Source organism: uncultured Salegentibacter sp., assembly GCF_963972535.1.
Classification (GTDB): Bacteria; Bacteroidota; Bacteroidia; order Flavobacteriales; family Flavobacteriaceae; genus Salegentibacter.
The window spans coordinates 1-17,003 of record NZ_CAXAVR010000055.1; the positions used below are offsets into that span (position 1 = coordinate 1).

Below are 17,003 nucleotides of genomic sequence, written 5' to 3' on the forward strand. Positions count from 1 at the left end.
AGCTATGAAATTATTATTAATAACAATAGTACTTTTAGGACTGGCCTTTGCCGGAATTGCCATAAAAATATGGGGAAAGAAAGATGGTAAATTTGCAGGAACCTGCGCAAGCCAAAGTCCGTTTTTAAATAAAGAAGGTGAAGCCTGCAGTTTCTGCGGTAAATTACCCGATGAAATGTCTGATTGCTCTGGAGAAAAAAAAGCGGCTAATTAGATTAAATGGCAACACTTTTACTGGGATTTTTCTTATTATTTTCTTTAATTATCCTGGCCTATTACCTGGCCTTTTTCGCATTTGCAAATAACACCTCAAAAAATCCCGGGAAATTGAACCTGCCTGTTTCGGTAATAGTTTGTGCAAAAAACGAAGCAGAAAATCTTAGAAACTTCCTTCCTCCAATCCTGGATCAGGATTATCCCGATTTTGAAGTTATTGTGATTAATGATGCTTCCCACGATGAAACTTTAGAAGTTATCGAAAATTTTCAGGCCCTGGATGGCCGGGTGAAACTGGTAGATGTTCAGAATAATGAAGCTTTTTGGGCTAATAAAAAGTATGCACTGACGCTTGGAATTAAAAAAGCGAAAAATCCTTATTTAATTTTTACCGATGCCGATTGCGCGCCACAAAGCCGAAACTGGATTACCCATATGGCTGCCGGATTTCAGGAAGAAAAAAGTATTGTTTTAGGTTACGGTGGTTATTTTAAAAACAGCAAATCTTTACTTAACAAGCTTATTCGATTTGAAACTTTGCTCACCGCTATTCAATATTTTTCTTATGCAAAATTAGGAAATCCGTATATGGGAGTGGGGAGAAATCTTGCTTACACTTCTAAACAGTTTTACGACCAAAAAGGTTTTGCAAATCATTTACACCTGCGCTCTGGAGACGACGATCTTTTTGTAAACGAAGGAGGAAATGAAGAGAATACTTTTATTTGTCATCATCCCGAAGCAAGCACACGAAGTGTCCCAAAAACCGATTTAAAATCCTGGTTTAAGCAAAAAAGAAGGCACGCTTCAGTAGCCGGATTTTATAAAACTAAAGATAAAGTTTTATTAGGTTTATTTTACGCTTCCCGATTCTTTTTCTGGATATTATTAGCTGCATTATTAATAATTCAATTTCAATGGCAACTTGTTTTAGGAGTTGCAGGATTTGTATTACTGGTACAGGCGGTGGTCTACGCTAAATCGGCAAAAAAACTTGAGGAGACAGATGTGGTTTGGTTATTTCCGTTTTTAGAAGTATTTTTAATATTCACCCAATTTGGCATATTTATAGCAAACAGCGTTTCAAAACCTACGCATTGGAAATAAATCACGAATTGCTACTTACCAAAATTAAAGCTGCCAAAAAAGGGAGTCAATCAGCGTTTAATTATTTGCTTGATACTTTTTGGGATAACGTGTACGGTTTTCAGTTAAAAAAAACCGGCAACGCCTACGAATCTGAAGATATTACCATTCAAACTTTTTCCAAGGCATTTAATAAAATTCACACCTTTGATGAAGATTATTCTTTTAGCACCTGGCTTATTGCCATTTCAAAGAATATTCATGTAGATATGCTTAGAAAGCAAAAGTCTTCTATAAGGTCTCAAACCACTTCAGATCAAAATGATAAGGTGTACCGTATTGCTGATGAAACACCCACTATTGAAGATAAATTAATTAGCGAGCAACATTTAGCGCAACTGCTTACAGATATTAAACAACTGAAGCCGCATTACCAGGAAGTGATTAATCTTAGATATTTTCAGGAGAAATCTTATAAAGAAATAGCCCAGAGCCTTGACGAACCTATGAACAATGTGAAAATTAAACTCCTGAGAGCTAAAAAGTTACTTGCTGAAATTATTGAAGCCAGAAAATCGGTGTAAGTTATCACCGACTTAACGTTCTAATTTATGCAGTTCGGTAGATTATTGTATCTTTGAAACCAAGATTTTTGCTATGAGTACAGACACTATAAGCCCAGTAAAAGAAAAGCCAAAAGCCAAACCAAAATGGTTAAGGGTTAAACTTCCAACCGGAAAAAAATACACCGAACTTCGAAGCCTGGTAGACAAATACGATTTGCACACCATTTGCACTTCGGGTAGTTGCCCAAATATGGGGGAATGCTGGAGTGAAGGTACCGCTACTTTTATGATTTTAGGAAATGTTTGTACCCGTTCCTGCGGATTTTGCGGTGTAAAAACCGGCCGCCCTGAAACAGTAGATTGGGACGAACCAGAAAAAGTAGCCCGCTCTATTAAAATTATGGGTATTAAGCACGCCGTGGTAACCAGTGTAGACCGCGACGATCTTAAAGATATGGGTTCTATTATTTGGGCAGAAACCGTAAAGGCTATTCGCCGAATGAATCCTGAAACCACACTTGAAACCCTTGTCCCAGATTTCCAGGGAAATGAGCGTAATTTAGATAGAATTGTAGAAGTAATGCCAGAAGTTGTTTCTCATAACATGGAAACCGTAAAAAGGTTAACCCGTGAAGTGAGGATCCAGGCAAAATACGATCGCAGTCTTGAAGTGCTTAGATATTTAAAGCAACAGGGAGTTAATAGGACTAAATCTGGAATTATGCTCGGTCTTGGTGAACAGGAAGATGAAGTTATTCAAACCCTGCACGATCTTAGAAGTGTAGATGTAGATGTGGTTACTATAGGCCAGTACCTGCAGCCCAGCAAAAAACATTTACCGGTAAAGCAATTTATTACACCAGACCAGTTTAAGAAATACGAAGCTATTGGTCTTGATCTTGGATTTCGTCACGTAGAAAGTAGCGCGTTGGTTCGTTCTTCTTACAAAGCACACAAACATATCGACTAAGTTTTTTCTGAAATAAATGAATAAAAGCATCAATATTGGCATAAACGGTTTTGGCCGTATTGGACGCAGCCTTTTTAGACTTTTAATCGAAAATAAGAGCATCAATGTGGTTGCAATAAACGACCTCGCCGATGCAAAAACCCTTGCTCATTTATTAAAATACGATAGTATTCACGGTGTTTCTCCCGCGGAAATTTCTTCAGAAGGAAATAATATAATTGTTAATGGGCAACCTATTCCACTTTTAAATTATGCTTATCCGCAAGACATAGATTGGAGTACATATAAGGTGGATACGGTGGTAGAATCTACTGGAAAGTTTAAGACGGCTAAAGATCTTCAGCATCATATTGAAAATGGAGGGAAAAAAGTGATTTTATCGGTTCCACCAGAAGACGAAGAAATTAAAATGGTGGTTTTAGGAGTAAATGAACATATCCTGGACGGCACTGAAAAAATAATTTCTAATGCCAGCTGCACCACAAATAACGCAGCGCCAATGTTGAAGTTAATTCACGAAAATTTTAAAGTCCAACAGGCTTATATCACCACGATACATTCTTATACTTCAGACCAAAGTTTACACGATAAACCTCATCGCGACTTAAGAAGAAGCCGGGCCGCAGCACAATCTATAATCCCAACAACCACGGGAGCAGCAAAAGCCTTAACTGGTATTTTTCCTGATATTAGTGATGTTATTGGAGGTTGCGGAATTAGAGTTCCTGTACCAAATGGTTCTTTAACCGATATGACGATTAATGTAAGCAAAGAGACCAATATTGAAGAAATCAATAAAATTTTCAAAAAAGCGTCAGACAGTTCGTTAAAGGGAATTCTTAGTTATACCGAAGATCCAATAGTGTCTATTGATATTAATAATAATCCGCATTCCTGTATTTTTGATGCCCAAATGACGTCGGTAATTGATGGGAAATTAATTAAGATAATTGGTTGGTATGATAATGAAATCGGGTATTCCAGTCGTCTTATCGATTTAATTTCTATCGTTAATGATAAATAACTATATTTATCTCAATTAAGCTTTTAGCTGAATTTCCCGAATGAAGAACTTTACTCTTATACTACTTCTCGCATGTTGGTGCTCGTTCGCTTATGCAATTCAGCAAGATGAAACCGAAGATTCTCAAATAACTAACGAGAGAATTCAACAATTACTTAACGATGCCGAAGTTTCGGTAAATATGTTAGATTTTGATAATGCTATTGAGCAATTAAATTCTTCCCTGGAACTTTCAAAATCTATTAACGATAAGCGTGCAATTGCACTTTCCAGCAGTATTCTCGCCAAACTTTATTACTTAAGGCACGATTTTGATAAGGCCATTACCGAGCTGCAACGAGCAATTTCGATTCAAAGAGATATTGAAGACCAAAATGGTTTGGCATATAGTTATGTGAATTTTGCCAAGATTTTAATGGGGCAAAAAGATAAGGAAAGAGCCAATCGCTACCTGAATCTTGCTGAAGAAATCTATCTAAAACTCGATAACGAAGTATACCTTGGTATTGTAAATTTAAACCGTGCCATCATAATCCTTAATACTGAAAATGAACCAGCAAAAGCATTAAATCTTCTTCAGCAGGCAAGGATAACACTTTCAGAGACCGATAAGAAATATGAACTTTCTCGCCTCTATTATTATACTGCCCGGGCTCATTTAGAATTAAAAAATTATGCATTAGCCAAAGAAAATAATAAACGTGTTTTAGAGATTGCCTATGCTCAAAATTTTGGAGGGATGATTATGTCTGCCAATAAACTAATGAGTAAGCTATACGAAGAAACCGGAGACTTTGAATCTTCATTAGTTTTTCTACAAAAAAGTTTTGCCCGCAAAGATTCTATAATCGCTATGAATAATGCAGTACTGGCCGAACAGGTTAATGCCAGGTACGGTGTAGATGCGTTACAAAGTAGCCTAAATGAATTAAGTCTTCAAAACGCAGAACAGGAAAGAAATTTAAAAGTGAATAAGCTAACCACAATTTTAAGTGTGGCTCTTATCACTATTTTATCACTTTTAACCCTTTCTCTATATAAGAATAATAATTTAAGAGCGCGCGCTAACGAGTTGCTGCAGAAGAAAAATGCCGAACTTACAAAAGCCAAGGAAAATGCTGAAAAAGCTTCCCTCGCTAAAGCGCAATTTCTCTCTACAATTACCCACGAGTTAAGAACTCCTTTATATGCAGTAACGGGGCTTACCCATTTATTGTTAGAAGAAAGCCCTACCGAAAATCAAAAAGAACATCTTAATTCGCTAAAATTTTCTGGGGAATACCTGCTTTCACTTATCAATAATATACTAGATCTAAACAAATTAGAAGCGAACAAAGTGGAGATCATGGAAGCTTCTTTTGATCTTAAAAAACGAATTTCGGATGTTTTGGTAGCTCTAAAGAATTCGGCTGATGAAAAAAATACCAAAATCCATTTTAATTACGACGATTCTATTCCGCAGGAATTAAAAGGCGATCCGCTAAAAATTTCCCAGATTCTTATAAATCTTATCGGGAATTCCATAAAGTTTACTGAAGACGGTGATATTTGGATCAATGTTTCTAAAAACAGTCGGGAAGGGAGTTTTGTGCTGCTGGATTTTGAAATAAAAGATAATGGGGAAGGCATAAGCAAGGAGAAACAGAAAGCTATTTTTGAAAATTTCACCCAGGGCTCTACTCAAATTAACCGCAAGTTTGGAGGAACAGGTCTAGGCCTATCTATTGTGAAAAACTTACTGAGTTTACTGGGGAGTGAGATAGATTTAAAAAGCGATTTAGGAGAAGGGTCTACTTTTGCTTTTCAGTTAAAATTTGAAGCTAAAGAGGTTGAAAACCAACTTAACAACAGCCCAAGAATTGAAGCCGAACCCTTAGAGGATAAATTAGAAGGAAAAAACATACTTATTGTGGAAGACAATAAGATTAACCAAATGATTACCCGTAAGATCTTGGAAAAGCAAGGGGTAACTTGTGAGGTGGCAGATAATGGAACTATCGCGATAGAAAAAACAAAAGAAAAAGACTACGATCTTATTTTAATGGACATTCATATGCCGGGAATTAGCGGGATTGAAGCTACAAAAGAGATTAGGAAATTTAATACTGAAATTCCTATCGTTGCCTTAACCGCAGTAACCTTAGACGAAAACCTTGATGAGTTCTTCTTAAATGGCTTTAGTGATATTATCCCGAAACCTTATAAAACAGAAGAATTCTTCCTAAAAATTAACAGGCAATTAGCAATTAGGGAAAGTGCCGTTTAATCCTTTGGCACGCGCTTTGTAAATTCAGGCTTAATTGAATTATATATCAAAGAAAAACATATATAGTTTGAATTAGCCAAAATAAAAATGAGGTGTGAATTCACCTCATTTTTTATGTACAAAACTTAAAATTTCCTGTTTAAAAACTTCTTCTTTATTTAAAAATGCAGTTTTTACTGGTAAATAAAATAGCTGTCCAATTTCGAAATTCTCCCGTAGTCTAACATAATCTTTCTCGGTGGTTAAAAGCAATGATTCCATTTGTAAACGGGCTATTTCGGCATTGGTAAAATTATGATGGTCGTTAAAAGCCAGGTGTTTAAAATCAAGTTCTTGTGCTTCCAGGTAATCTGTGAGAGGTTTCGGGTTCGCTATTCCGGTAACGAGCGTAAAATTTTTATCCTTTAAACTGCTTAATGGAGCTATTGTAATTTCAGAAATAATTTCTTCATCGTAATCAATAAAACTAAAATAAAGCTGCTGATAATTCTGTAATTTAAGTTTTCCTCTAATCGATTCCATTTCAGTCCTGGTGAGATTTGGAGGGCACTTGGTAAGAACTACTATTTTTGCGCGTTCTGCACCTACCGTAGGTTCGCGTAAATATCCGGTGGGTAGCATAAAATCGTTTATATAGAGATCGCCGTAAGCGGTGAGTAAAATATTGAGTCCAGCCTGTACTTTTCTATGCTGAAAAGCATCATCCAGTAAAATAATTTCAGCATTCTCCTGCTGAAGTTTATCAATCCCATTCCGCCTGTCGGCATCTACGGCAATAAGTGCATTTTTAAACTTTCTTTTAAATTGTAGAGGCTCATCCCCTACTTCTGTGGCAGTTTCCGTTCCGCTTAATAATCTATAACCTTTGCTGCTACGTTTATATCCCCGGCTTAACGTAGCCACTTTAAATTCGGGTAGTAAAAGCTTCAGCAAGTATTCTATCATCGGAGATTTCCCCGTTCCCCCAGCATTAAGGTTTCCCACGCAGATAACAGGAAGAGCATAAGATTTAGATTTTAGAATTCCGGCGTTGTAAAGTAAATTTCTGCTCCAGGTTACAAATCCGTACAACAAAGCAAAAGGAAGTAGCATTTTTCGTAAAATCTTCATACAGGGCAGGCTATAATAATTATATTTGAAGTTGGGCTGAAATTAACTACTACGAAATTAATAAAAAGCAACCTGCTAAGTTTATAAAAACCAAAAAACAAGATGCTTGTAAAAGAAGTTATTGATATAATTGAAGAATTTGCACCAACGGCGTACGCCGAAGATTTTGATAATGTAGGTCTTTTGGTGGGCGATAGAAATGCTGCTGTAACCGGCGCGCTTATCACTTTAGACACTTTGGAGACAGTTGTAGATGAAGCTATTGAAAAAAAATGCAACCTTATTATTAGCTTTCATCCCATTATTTTTTCGGGTTTGAAAAAGCTTACGGGGAAAGACTATGTAGAAAAAACAGTAATTAAGGCTATTAAGAACGATATTGCTATTTATGCCATTCACACCGCGCTGGACAATCAATACAAGGGTGTGAACGATATGATTTGCGAAAAAGTGGGGCTAAAAAACCGGAAAATTTTAATTCCGCGGAAAGACAGCATTAAAAAACTTACCACTTTTGTTCCTAATAAACAGGCTTCAGCAGTAAGAAAAGCGCTTTTTGAAGCTGGGGGAGGAAATATTGGAAATTATGATAATTGCAGTTTTAATTTAAAAGGAGAAGGCAGTTTTAAGCCTAATGAAGAAGCTAATCCGGTAATAGGAAAACGCGGGGAAGTTCACCTGGAAGAAGAAACACAAATTAGTCTTATTTATCCCTCTATTATTGAGAAAAAGCTGCTTCAGGCACTTTTCAGCGCTCACCCATATGAAGAAGTAGCTTATGAAGTAAGTGCTTTAGATAACGAAAATCAGCATTTGGGAATGGGAATGTTTGGGGAATTAGCAAGCCCTGAAAACGAAAAAAGCTTTTTAGAACGCATAAAAAACGAATTTAATTGTGGCTGTATAAAGCATTCTCAATTACGCGGAAAACCGATTGAAAAAGTGGCAGTTTTGGGCGGTAGCGGAAGTTTTGCTATAAGTATAGCAAAAGCTGCAGGAGCCGATATTTACCTTACTGCAGATTTAAAATATCACGACTTTTATAAAGGTGATAATGACTTCATTTTAGCCGATATTGGTCACTACGAAAGTGAGCAATACACAAAAGATTTATTACATTCTTATCTTACAAAAAAAATTAGTAATTTTGCACTTATTTTAGGAGATACAAACACCAATCCAATCAAGTATATATAACTATGGCAAAAAAGAACGATGTTACTGTAGAAGACAAGTTAAGAGCGTTGTACGACCTTCAACTGGTTGATTCCAGAATTGACGAAATAAGGAACGTACGCGGTGAGCTTCCGCTGGAAGTGGAAGATTTGGAGGATGAAGTAGCCGGATTGAGCAAGCGTTTGGACAAAATGGATGCCGATATTGAGGTAATTGAGAACGATATAAAGAGCAAGAAAAATCTTATTGATGAGTCTAAAGTGACCATGAAAAAGTATGCTGAGCAGCAAAAAAACGTGCGTAACAACCGTGAATTTAATGCGCTTAGTAAAGAGGTTGAGTTCCAGGAACTGGAAATAGAACTTGCCGAAAAACACATCAAAGAATACCGCGCTCAAATTGAGCAGAAAAAAGAAGTTATCGAGCAAACTAAAGAGCGTCTTGAAGAAAGGAAAAAACACCTTGAACACAAGAAAAGCGAACTTAACGAGATTCTTGCCGAAACTGAAAAAGAAGAGCAGGCGCTAATCAAGAAATCTGCAGAATTCGAGAAGAATATTGAAGATCGTTTAGTAAATGCCTATAAAAGAATTAGAAGCAACGTTAAAAACGGACTTGCTATTGTACCCGTAGAACGTGGTGCTTCTGGAGGTTCTTACTTTACCATTCCGCCACAGGTAATTATGGAAATTGCGGGTAGAAAGAAAATTATTACCGATGAACACAGCGGTAGAATCCTGGTAGACGAAGAACTTGCAAAAGAAGAGCAGGAAAAAATGCAAAATCTTTTCGCTAAAGTTTAATTAGAAGAAAAGAAATACAATAAAAAAAGCCTCCAATTTGGAGGCTTTTTTAATGGTTAATAATTGCTGAGCTGAATTTATTTTAATCGTGACAGTCTATCGCGCAAGATTCAATTGATGTAAACCAACCTTTACCGTTAGTTAAAGCAACTGTAGGAACTCCGTTAGTATTAGCGCAAACTGCTAAAGCAGCCCTGCAATTCCTTAATTGTTCTTCCTGGGAGAATTCTATCATAGCTCCAATAACGGGAGTAGTTACCCCAATAACCGGTTCATCGTGCCATTTGTTTGGCGAGTCGTTAGCGTTACCTGGTTTATACATTAATGATCTAAGCACTTCCCCGGTACTTAATTCTGCATCAAATTTCACGAAACCGTTTTTTAATTCTTCAAAATGTGAAAAAATTAAATACTCATCGGTTTCAGGATTCGTTATTTTAAGTCCTTCTACAGCGTGTTTGTTTTGACCGGCTTCAAATGATAACTCATTTACGAATTTGAAATTAAAATCCCTATCCTGGCTAATAAATTTGGCGGTTTCACCGGTTTTCTTAAAAATATAGGTAGCTGATTGGATCTTAAGAACGCCGTCATTTTCTAATGCTAATTCCTGTTCTAATTCCTGATTGGCAGCCGGATTTTCTTCAGAATCTGTACTGCAGGAATGCAGGATAACACTAAGTAATAAAATACTTAAAAGTGATTGTGTAATTTTTTTCATTTCGATTTTGGTGTTAATTAGTTATTCTATTTTAAATCAGTTAATTTTCGCTAGAACTGCTTTTCTAACTTAAAAATCTTAGAAGTTACAGGCTGGCTAATGCTATATTTTCTATGTAATTCATCTTTAAACAGTCTCTATAAATTTTCAGCTATAAGCAACTGATTATTATGTAAATCTATTAAAATTTGTTAATTTATTTGAAATTCATTTGATAAATTATTCTAATTAAATTTTATAATAAGCTACACCTCTTAAATTACCCAAAATTCGAGGTTTTATATTGATTAACAAGCTTTTCACATTTTTAATCTATTTTAAAGCTACCTTTATTTCTACTAACTAAAACCCTTTATTATGAGATATTATGCAAGCCTACTTTGCCTAATTTTAGTGTTAGTATCCTGTAAAAACCAAGATAAAAACCCGGAAAGTGATCCTGATTTTAAAACGGAACAAACTGAAAACAAAAGCACTTCAGAGGTAAATACTGAAAATTCTACTTCAGCAAATTCAAATTATAATAAAAGTGAAAAAGAAACCTTAGAAGCGCCAGATACTAATAACAACGAAACCGAAGCATCTTCTTCTGTATTAATTGATCCCGGCGCTACTTATATAAAAGTAGATGAAAGCGATGCAAATTGTAGCTGCTATTGTCTGGAATTAGATATGAATAATAATACAGAATTATGCCTGGCTGAAAATGAAATGTATATCAATGCCCGATATGCAAAAACAGGGAATTCAGTTAATATATTTTATGTGAGCCCCTCTAACAAAAACACTAATAAAGATCTGCCCTGGGAAGATTTTGATACCAATACCCCTATTGCTGTTTTAAGTCCCGCTAAAAATGGTAATATAGAATTGGATTGGAAAGGTTTTTACATAGATGGTGAACTTGCGGTAGATTACGCCATTTATGGCAAAAAAACACTTGAAGGAACTTATAAAAAACAATAATTAATGAAACGATTTTTCTTACCTACATTTATATTTCTATTAATTTCCTGCGGAAATAACGCCCAGCAGAAAACAGTTACCAAACCCGAAATTGCTAACGCCGACCCTGTCGTAGTACCGGCTGAAAATGGTTATGAAAAAGCCTATTTTGCCAGCGGATGTTTTTGGTGTGTTGAAGCAGTTTATGAAAGTATTGAAGGCGTGAAGGAATCTATTTCTGGTTATGCTGGAGGGCATACAAAAAACCCAACTTACGAATCCAGCAATACGGGCAAAACCGGTCACGCTGAAGCTGTAGAAGTTGTTTACGATCCTGAAATTGTGAATTTTGAAACTTTAGTAGAGGTTTATTTTGGTTCGCAAGATCCTACCCAGGTAAACGGCCAGGGACCCGATATTGGTTCGCAGTACCGTTCTATTATTTTTTATCAAAATAAGGAGCAAAAAGATATTATAAACAAGGTGAAAAATGAAGTAGCAAAAGATTATGAGCAACCCATTGCTGCTGAAATTTTACCATTCCAAAAATTTTGGGTAGCAGAAGATTATCACCAGAATTACGAAAAGAATAATCCTGACAATCCCTATATTCAAAAAGTTTCTATTCCAAGATTAAACCGCTTTAAAGAAAAGTTTCCCGAAATCCTGAAAGATAATTCGCATTAATTTTTCGTTTTAAATTTTCTAAACACTTTTTAATAATAAATATATTCGGCTTTATTTAATAGGGCCGAATATGTATTTTTACAACAGAAAAATAGTTTAAGAAAAACCAGGAAACCTTTCGCCTAAAAAACTTCGGTCCCCTGATGTATTTTGAATACCACAAACTGATTAAAACAACAGATAAACAATGAGCATAACAATAGAAAACATTCTCTTAATAGGCTCTCTGTTGTTATTTATTAGTATCCTGGCGGGAAAAACATCTTATCGTTTTGGCGTACCTACCTTAGTACTTTTTCTTGCAGTTGGAATCCTCTCAGGATCAGAAGGAATTGGTGGAATTTATTTTAACGACCCACAACTCGCTCAATTTATAGGAATTGTTGCCCTTAATTTTATTTTATTTTCCGGGGGACTTGATACTAGCTGGAAAACTATAAAACCGGTAATGTGGCAGGGAATTTCTCTTTCCATTCTAGGAGTTTTATTTACAGCGGTAAGTGTTGGCGCCTTTGTTTGGTACATAACAGATTTTACTATTTACGAAGGTTTATTGCTTGGCGCCATTGTTTCTTCTACAGATGCCGCCGCGGTATTTTCCATTTTAAGGGCTAAAAACCTTGCCTTAAAATCTAATTTAAGACCAACCCTGGAGCTTGAAAGTGGTAGTAACGATCCTATGGCCTATTTTCTTACCATTGCCTTTTTAGGTTTGGTGGTGAACCAGGATCAAAGTATTTATAGTATTATTCCGCTTTTTCTTCAGCAAATTTTAATTGGTGCCGCTCTCGGATTTATCTTCGGAAAGTTGAGTAAATTGGTAATTAACCGTATAAAATTAGATTTTGAAGGTTTATATCCCGTTCTCGCTATCGCGCTAATGTTTATTGTATTTTCTGCTACTGATGCACTTGGTGGCAACGGATTTTTAGCGGTTTACTTAAGCGGAGTTTACCTTGGAAACCATAACATTATTCACAAAAAGACCATCATGCGAATGTTTGATGGGCTTGCGTGGTTAATGCAAATTGTACTATTCCTTACTTTAGGATTGCTGGTTTATCCGTCGCACATTGTCCCGGTTATAGGCGTGGGTATTTTTATTTCAGTGTTTTTAATATTTATAGCAAGACCCCTGGGAGTTTTTTTAAGCCTAATATTCTTTAAAATGAAAATGCGCCGCCGTTGGTATATTTCCTGGGTGGGGCTTAGAGGAGCTGTACCCATTGTATTTGCCACTTATCCGCTACTTGCGGGAATTGAAAAAGCCGATATGATCTTTAACATCGTATTTTTTGTCTCCTTAACTTCGGTATTAATCCAGGGAACTACATTATCTGTGGTGGCACGCTGGCTGCACGTGGCTTTACCAATGAAGGCCAAACAAAAATCGCCGGTAGATGCATTTATGGCCGATGGTGCTAAATCTTTTTTAAGAGAAATTAATATTCCGGAACAAAACCATTCGGTAGGCAAAAGAATTGTAGAATTACAATTTCCAAAGAAAGCGATAATCGCCATGATTTCCAGAGACGATCAATTTATTACTCCCAACGGAAATACGGTTATTGAAGCCAATGATATGCTGGTTGTTTTAACCGAAGATCACAGAACCATGGAAGGTGTTTATGAAAGCCTGAATATAGAACCAGATTTTGAAGAAAAATTAGAATGAAAAAGCCGGTTTGTTATCCAGTAGGTTAAGAATTTTATTTTCAACTTCAATAGAATCCCATTTATTTTCAATCCCTGAAATCTCCATCACCTCGTCCATAATTTTACGTTGATAATCGCCAATCGCTAAAGCTTCAGCATAAGGTTTATCAGAAAAAGTAACCCGGGAATACAAAGGCACCCAGGTGTTGGGATGTTTGTTAGAAAACCAGTTTTCAATTTTCTTCCGCAGTAGAAAATCGGGATCTGCAGTTTTGCTGCTCATTTCAATAAAATTACGGTAGCTAAGTTCTGCAATGGCATCTGTATTGGGTTTTCGGGCTTTCTGGTATTCTTCAAAAATACTTTCCCAATCGTCCCCATATTTTTTCATTTTCTGGCTTAATACCAAAATATCTTCAAAACCGGCATTCATTCCCTGCCCATAAAATGGTACAATTGCGTGCGCTGAATCTCCTACCAAAGTCACTTTTTCCCAATAAGACCAGGGATAACATTTTATGGTAACCATACTACTGGTAGGGTTTTTAAAGAAATCCTTTTTTAAATTTTCAATCTCCTGGTTAATATCTGGAAAATGCTTCTGAAAAAATAGCTCGGCATCGGTCTCAGTCTTGATGCTTTCAAAAGAATTTTCGCCCTCAAAAGGCATAAATAAAGTACAGGTAAAACTACCATCTAAATTAGGCATTGCAATAAGCATAAATTCCCCACGAGGCCAAATATGAAAGGAGGCATTATCAAGTTTATGGCTACCATCTGGGTTGGGCGCAATGCTTAACTCTTTATAACCAACATTTATAAAATGTTGCGAATAATTAAACCTGCTTTGTCTTTGCATTTTATGTCTAACCCGGGAAAAAGCTCCATCGGCACCAAATATAAGGTCAAATTTATATTCTTTCCACTCCCCTTTTTCACTCTCACCGGTATACAATTTAGCTTCAGCCATATCTATATCCCAAACTTTTTCTTCAAACCTAAAAGTGGTCCCGGCATCTTCGGCCAGGGTGATCATTTTTCGGTTTAAAACCCCACGGGAAATAGAATAAATAGCTTCTTCCTCTTTTCCGTATTTCTGAAAATAAAGCGGTTTATCGTTAACGTGCATCGCCCTTTTATCTAAAGGAAGCGCCAATTTTTTAATTTCATCTTCTATGCCGGCAGCCCTTAAAGATTTCCAGCCACGGTTAGACATGGCTAAATTTATAGACCTACCGGAAAATTCTACATTTCTAATATCCTTTCTGCGGTCAAATACCTCAACTTCATGGCCGGCTTTTCTAAGAAAAATAGCGAGTAAAGATCCAACCAGGCCTGAGCCAACAATGGCGATTTTTTTGGGTGTCTGCATAAATTCTTGCTGTACATTTTCCAGAAAACGGTTATTAGAAAATGCAATTTTAAGTTACGAATTTACTTATTTCTACTCAATTTAAGGCTCTCTCAGCTATTTAAGAAAAACCTATTTACCATTTAATTAACAGCACTTACTATATGCTTCCCTTAAATTTAATACTAAAATTTATTTAATATGCATAGTACTCAAGCCTTACTAAAATCGGTTACTATTGGAGACCTGGAATTAAAAAACCGGGTTATTATGGCTCCAATGACACGTAATCGCGCTGATAATAAAGATAATGCACCTACCCAGTTACACGCCGAATATTATGCGCAACGTGCCGGTGCCGGACTTATAATCTCTGAAGGTTCTCAAATTTCTGATGCCGCAGTGGGTTATATAAATACCCCGGGAATTTATACCGAAAACCAGGTAAAAGGCTGGGAAAAAGTAACTGAAGCTGTTCACAAAAATGAAGGAAAGATATTTTTACAGTTATGGCATTGTGGCCGTATTTCACACCCTAAATTTCACGATGGAGAAAAACCATTAGCTCCAAGCGCCGTGAATCCAAATACGCAAGCTTATACCCCAGATGGCTTTGAAGACACTGTAGAACCACAGGCGATGAGTGTAGCCGATATAAAACAAACCGTCCTGGATTTTAAACACGCCGCAGAAAATGCCAAACATGCCGGTTTTGATGGGGTAGAGATTCACGGCTCTAATGGTTATTTAATTCATCAATTTCTCAATAAAAATGCAAATATTAGAACCGATGATTACGGGGGAAATATTGAAAACCGGGGACGTTTCTTTTTTGAAATTCTTGAAGCTATAAGTGAAGTTTGGCCAGAAAATAGAATTGGAGTAAGGTTTAATCCTTCGCTAAACGACGCCTTTGGAATTACAGCTTCAGAAGAATCAATTGCTACCTTTGATCACATAATTGAAAAATTAAATGCTTACGATTTGGCGTATTTACACCTCTCTGAACCTTTTACAGATGTTAGCCAGATAGATTACCTGGAAACAAACATTGCGAAACATTACCGACCTATTTATAAGGGCAAATTAATGATTAACGCAGGCTTTGATCAGGAATCAGGAAATAAAGTTATTGACGAAGGTAATGCCGATATGGTTTCATTCGCTAAACTTTTTATTTCTAATCCCGATTTACCAGAACGCTTTTCTAAAAATGCACCTTTGACCGAATGGGATGAAGATACTTTTTACACGCCGGGCCCAAAAGGTTACACAGATTATCCCGAATTCGATTCTGAAAAACCTAAATAGAAAAATTCTTAATTTTAGATTAAATGTCCTTAAAAGCAGGTTAATTGCGGGAAACGTCTAACCAGAAAAAAGTAAATTTAATATTCAACCCTATAAAACTTAAAATATGGATGAGTCGAAAATTGAACAAATGAGGTCCACTTTGAATAAGCTGGAAGACATTAAAAACAGCCAGGAAAGTATTATTGATAAGATAAATCACGTGATTACCGATTTGTTTCAACATCCCGATAAAGAATTGGAGAAAGCAATGAACAGTGCGCACCAAAAATCTTCAGATAACGTAGATGCGGTTCGTGAGGCTATGGAAGAATATGAAATGAGAATTAATAAACTGGAAAATCAAGGCTAATCAACTTTTAAAGAAAAGCTAATGATTACAGTCTTAAGATGACTAAAGCATAAATTTGCCAATAACAGGTATTTTTATTTTTAGTCATCTTTTTTATTAAACAGATTCTTATGCAACATATTACTTCAGCAGAAATAGGGAAAATGGAAAAACTTTTCCGTCTTAACCTAATTAATAGTGTAACCGGTTATAAATCTGCCAATCTTATCGCTACAAAATCAGAGCAAAAAGGAGTGAATGTGGCGGTTTTTAGTTCGGTTACTCATTTGGGAAGCAACCCCGCACTACTTGGTTTTATTACCCGGCCAACTAAAGAGGTAGCCCGGAATACCTATAAAAATATTAAAGAGAATAAATATTTCACGGTGAATCATATTCAGAAAGATATGATAGAAAGCGCCCATCAAACCGCTGCTAAATATGATGAAGAAATTTCTGAATTCCAGCAAACAGGCCTGGAAGAAGAATATCTGGACAATTTTTTTGCCCCCTATGTTAAGCAGTCTAATATAAAATTAGGATGCGAATACGTGAATGAATACTACATTAAAGAAAATGAAACGGTAATGCTTATTGGCGCTATTAAGCATATTTATTTTGATGAAAATATACAGGCGCCAGATGGCTGGTTGAGGTTGGACGATGCAGAGACTGTGGCTATAAATGGTTTAGATGGTTATGCCCTTCCTAATCTTTTAGATCGTTTTCATTACGCCAGGCCGGGCCAGGAGATCAAGTCGTTTTTTAGGAAAGAAGACTAACC

17 protein-coding genes are annotated in these 17,003 nt (G+C 36.2%); 14 read left to right on the top strand and 3 right to left on the bottom strand.

The features are described 5' to 3' along the window. Window positions 1-4 precede the first annotated feature (4 nt). The 6 genes from AACZ30_RS08305 to AACZ30_RS08330 all read left to right on the top strand — a co-directional run bounded on the left by AACZ30_RS08305 (window position 5) and on the right by AACZ30_RS08330 (window position 6,128). Window positions 5-214 (top strand): membrane or secreted protein, encoded by a 210-nt coding sequence (locus tag AACZ30_RS08305; protein WP_075326220.1) that lies wholly within the window; start codon window positions 5-7, stop codon window positions 212-214. A 5-nt stretch (window positions 215-219) separates the two neighbouring features. Then, window positions 220-1,323 (top strand): glycosyltransferase, encoded by a 1,104-nt coding sequence (locus AACZ30_RS08310; RefSeq protein WP_339648770.1) that lies wholly within the window; start codon window positions 220-222, stop codon window positions 1,321-1,323. Continuing rightward, window positions 1,314-1,886, top strand: coding sequence for a sigma-70 family RNA polymerase sigma factor (locus tag AACZ30_RS08315; RefSeq protein ID WP_083634160.1), 573 nt, complete (start codon window positions 1,314-1,316; stop codon window positions 1,884-1,886). The genes AACZ30_RS08310 and AACZ30_RS08315 overlap by 10 nt, the downstream gene beginning before the upstream one ends. Window positions 1,887-1,959: 73 nt before the next feature. Next, complete coding sequence (gene lipA, locus AACZ30_RS08320) at window positions 1,960-2,838, top strand: lipoyl synthase (RefSeq protein WP_075326218.1); 879 nt, start codon at window positions 1,960-1,962, stop codon at window positions 2,836-2,838. A 16-nt stretch (window positions 2,839-2,854) separates the two neighbouring features. Next, window positions 2,855-3,862 carry a type I glyceraldehyde-3-phosphate dehydrogenase gene (gap, locus tag AACZ30_RS08325; RefSeq protein WP_339648773.1) on the top strand — a complete coding sequence of 336 codons (1,008 nt, stop codon included), beginning with the start codon at window positions 2,855-2,857 and terminating at the stop codon, window positions 3,860-3,862. 40 nt (window positions 3,863-3,902) lie between these two features. Continuing rightward, a complete protein-coding gene (locus AACZ30_RS08330) occupies window positions 3,903-6,128 on the top strand; it encodes a response regulator (RefSeq protein ID WP_339648775.1) in 2,226 nt (741 codons plus the stop codon). Window positions 6,129-6,233: 105 nt separating this feature from the next. Here AACZ30_RS08330 and lpxK read toward each other — a convergent pair whose 3' ends face one another. Further along, window positions 6,234-7,238 carry a tetraacyldisaccharide 4'-kinase gene (lpxK, locus tag AACZ30_RS08335; protein ID WP_339648777.1) on the bottom strand — a complete coding sequence of 335 codons (1,005 nt, stop codon included), beginning with the start codon at window positions 7,236-7,238 and terminating at the stop codon, window positions 6,234-6,236. Window positions 7,239-7,340: 102 nt separating this feature from the next. Here lpxK and AACZ30_RS08340 point away from each other — a divergent pair, with 102 nt between their 5' ends. Then, on the top strand, window positions 7,341-8,435 hold the full coding sequence (locus tag AACZ30_RS08340; RefSeq protein ID WP_339648778.1) for a Nif3-like dinuclear metal center hexameric protein: 1,095 nt from the start codon (window positions 7,341-7,343) through the stop codon (window positions 8,433-8,435). A 2-nt stretch (window positions 8,436-8,437) separates the two neighbouring features. Beyond that, entirely contained in the window at window positions 8,438-9,217 is a 780-nt protein-coding gene (locus tag AACZ30_RS08345) for a C4-type zinc ribbon domain-containing protein (RefSeq protein ID WP_208224912.1), read from the top strand. 82 nt (window positions 9,218-9,299) lie between these two features. On the opposite strand, the gene AACZ30_RS08350 is transcribed toward AACZ30_RS08345, so the two are convergent. Further along, window positions 9,300-9,938, bottom strand: coding sequence for a hypothetical protein (locus AACZ30_RS08350; RefSeq protein WP_339648781.1), 639 nt, complete (start codon window positions 9,936-9,938; stop codon window positions 9,300-9,302). A 357-nt stretch (window positions 9,939-10,295) separates the two neighbouring features. On the opposite strand from AACZ30_RS08350, the gene AACZ30_RS08355 reads away from it, so the two are divergent. The 3 genes from AACZ30_RS08355 (at window position 10,296) to AACZ30_RS08365 (ending at window position 13,245) form a co-directional block, all read left to right on the top strand. Beyond that, window positions 10,296-10,904 (top strand): hypothetical protein, encoded by a 609-nt coding sequence (locus AACZ30_RS08355; RefSeq protein WP_339648782.1) that lies wholly within the window; start codon window positions 10,296-10,298, stop codon window positions 10,902-10,904. A gap of 3 nt (window positions 10,905-10,907) precedes the next feature. Then, window positions 10,908-11,570, top strand: coding sequence for a peptide-methionine (S)-S-oxide reductase MsrA (msrA, locus tag AACZ30_RS08360; protein ID WP_339648783.1), 663 nt, complete (start codon window positions 10,908-10,910; stop codon window positions 11,568-11,570). Window positions 11,571-11,757: 187 nt separating this feature from the next. Further along, window positions 11,758-13,245, top strand: a complete 1,488-nt coding sequence (locus tag AACZ30_RS08365; RefSeq protein ID WP_339648785.1) for a potassium/proton antiporter — start codon at window positions 11,758-11,760, stop codon at window positions 13,243-13,245. On the opposite strand, the gene AACZ30_RS08370 is transcribed toward AACZ30_RS08365, so the two are convergent. After that, on the bottom strand, window positions 13,237-14,598 hold the full coding sequence (locus AACZ30_RS08370; protein WP_339648788.1) for an NAD(P)/FAD-dependent oxidoreductase: 1,362 nt from the start codon (window positions 14,596-14,598) through the stop codon (window positions 13,237-13,239). The two genes, AACZ30_RS08365 and AACZ30_RS08370, sit on opposite strands and share 9 nt — an antisense overlap. A gap of 180 nt (window positions 14,599-14,778) precedes the next feature. Between AACZ30_RS08370 and AACZ30_RS08375 the strand changes: the two genes are divergently transcribed. From AACZ30_RS08375 to AACZ30_RS08385, 3 genes are all read left to right on the top strand, one after another. After that, on the top strand, window positions 14,779-15,888 hold the full coding sequence (locus AACZ30_RS08375) for an alkene reductase (protein WP_339648791.1): 1,110 nt from the start codon (window positions 14,779-14,781) through the stop codon (window positions 15,886-15,888). Between the two features lie 106 nt (window positions 15,889-15,994). Further along, window positions 15,995-16,240, top strand: a complete 246-nt coding sequence (locus AACZ30_RS08380; RefSeq protein WP_075326206.1) for a hypothetical protein — start codon at window positions 15,995-15,997, stop codon at window positions 16,238-16,240. Between the two features lie 110 nt (window positions 16,241-16,350). Further along, window positions 16,351-17,001: a flavin reductase gene (locus AACZ30_RS08385; protein ID WP_339648794.1), complete on the top strand. Its 651-nt coding sequence runs from the start codon at window positions 16,351-16,353 to the stop codon at window positions 16,999-17,001. The last annotated feature ends 2 nt before the right edge of the window (window positions 17,002-17,003 follow it).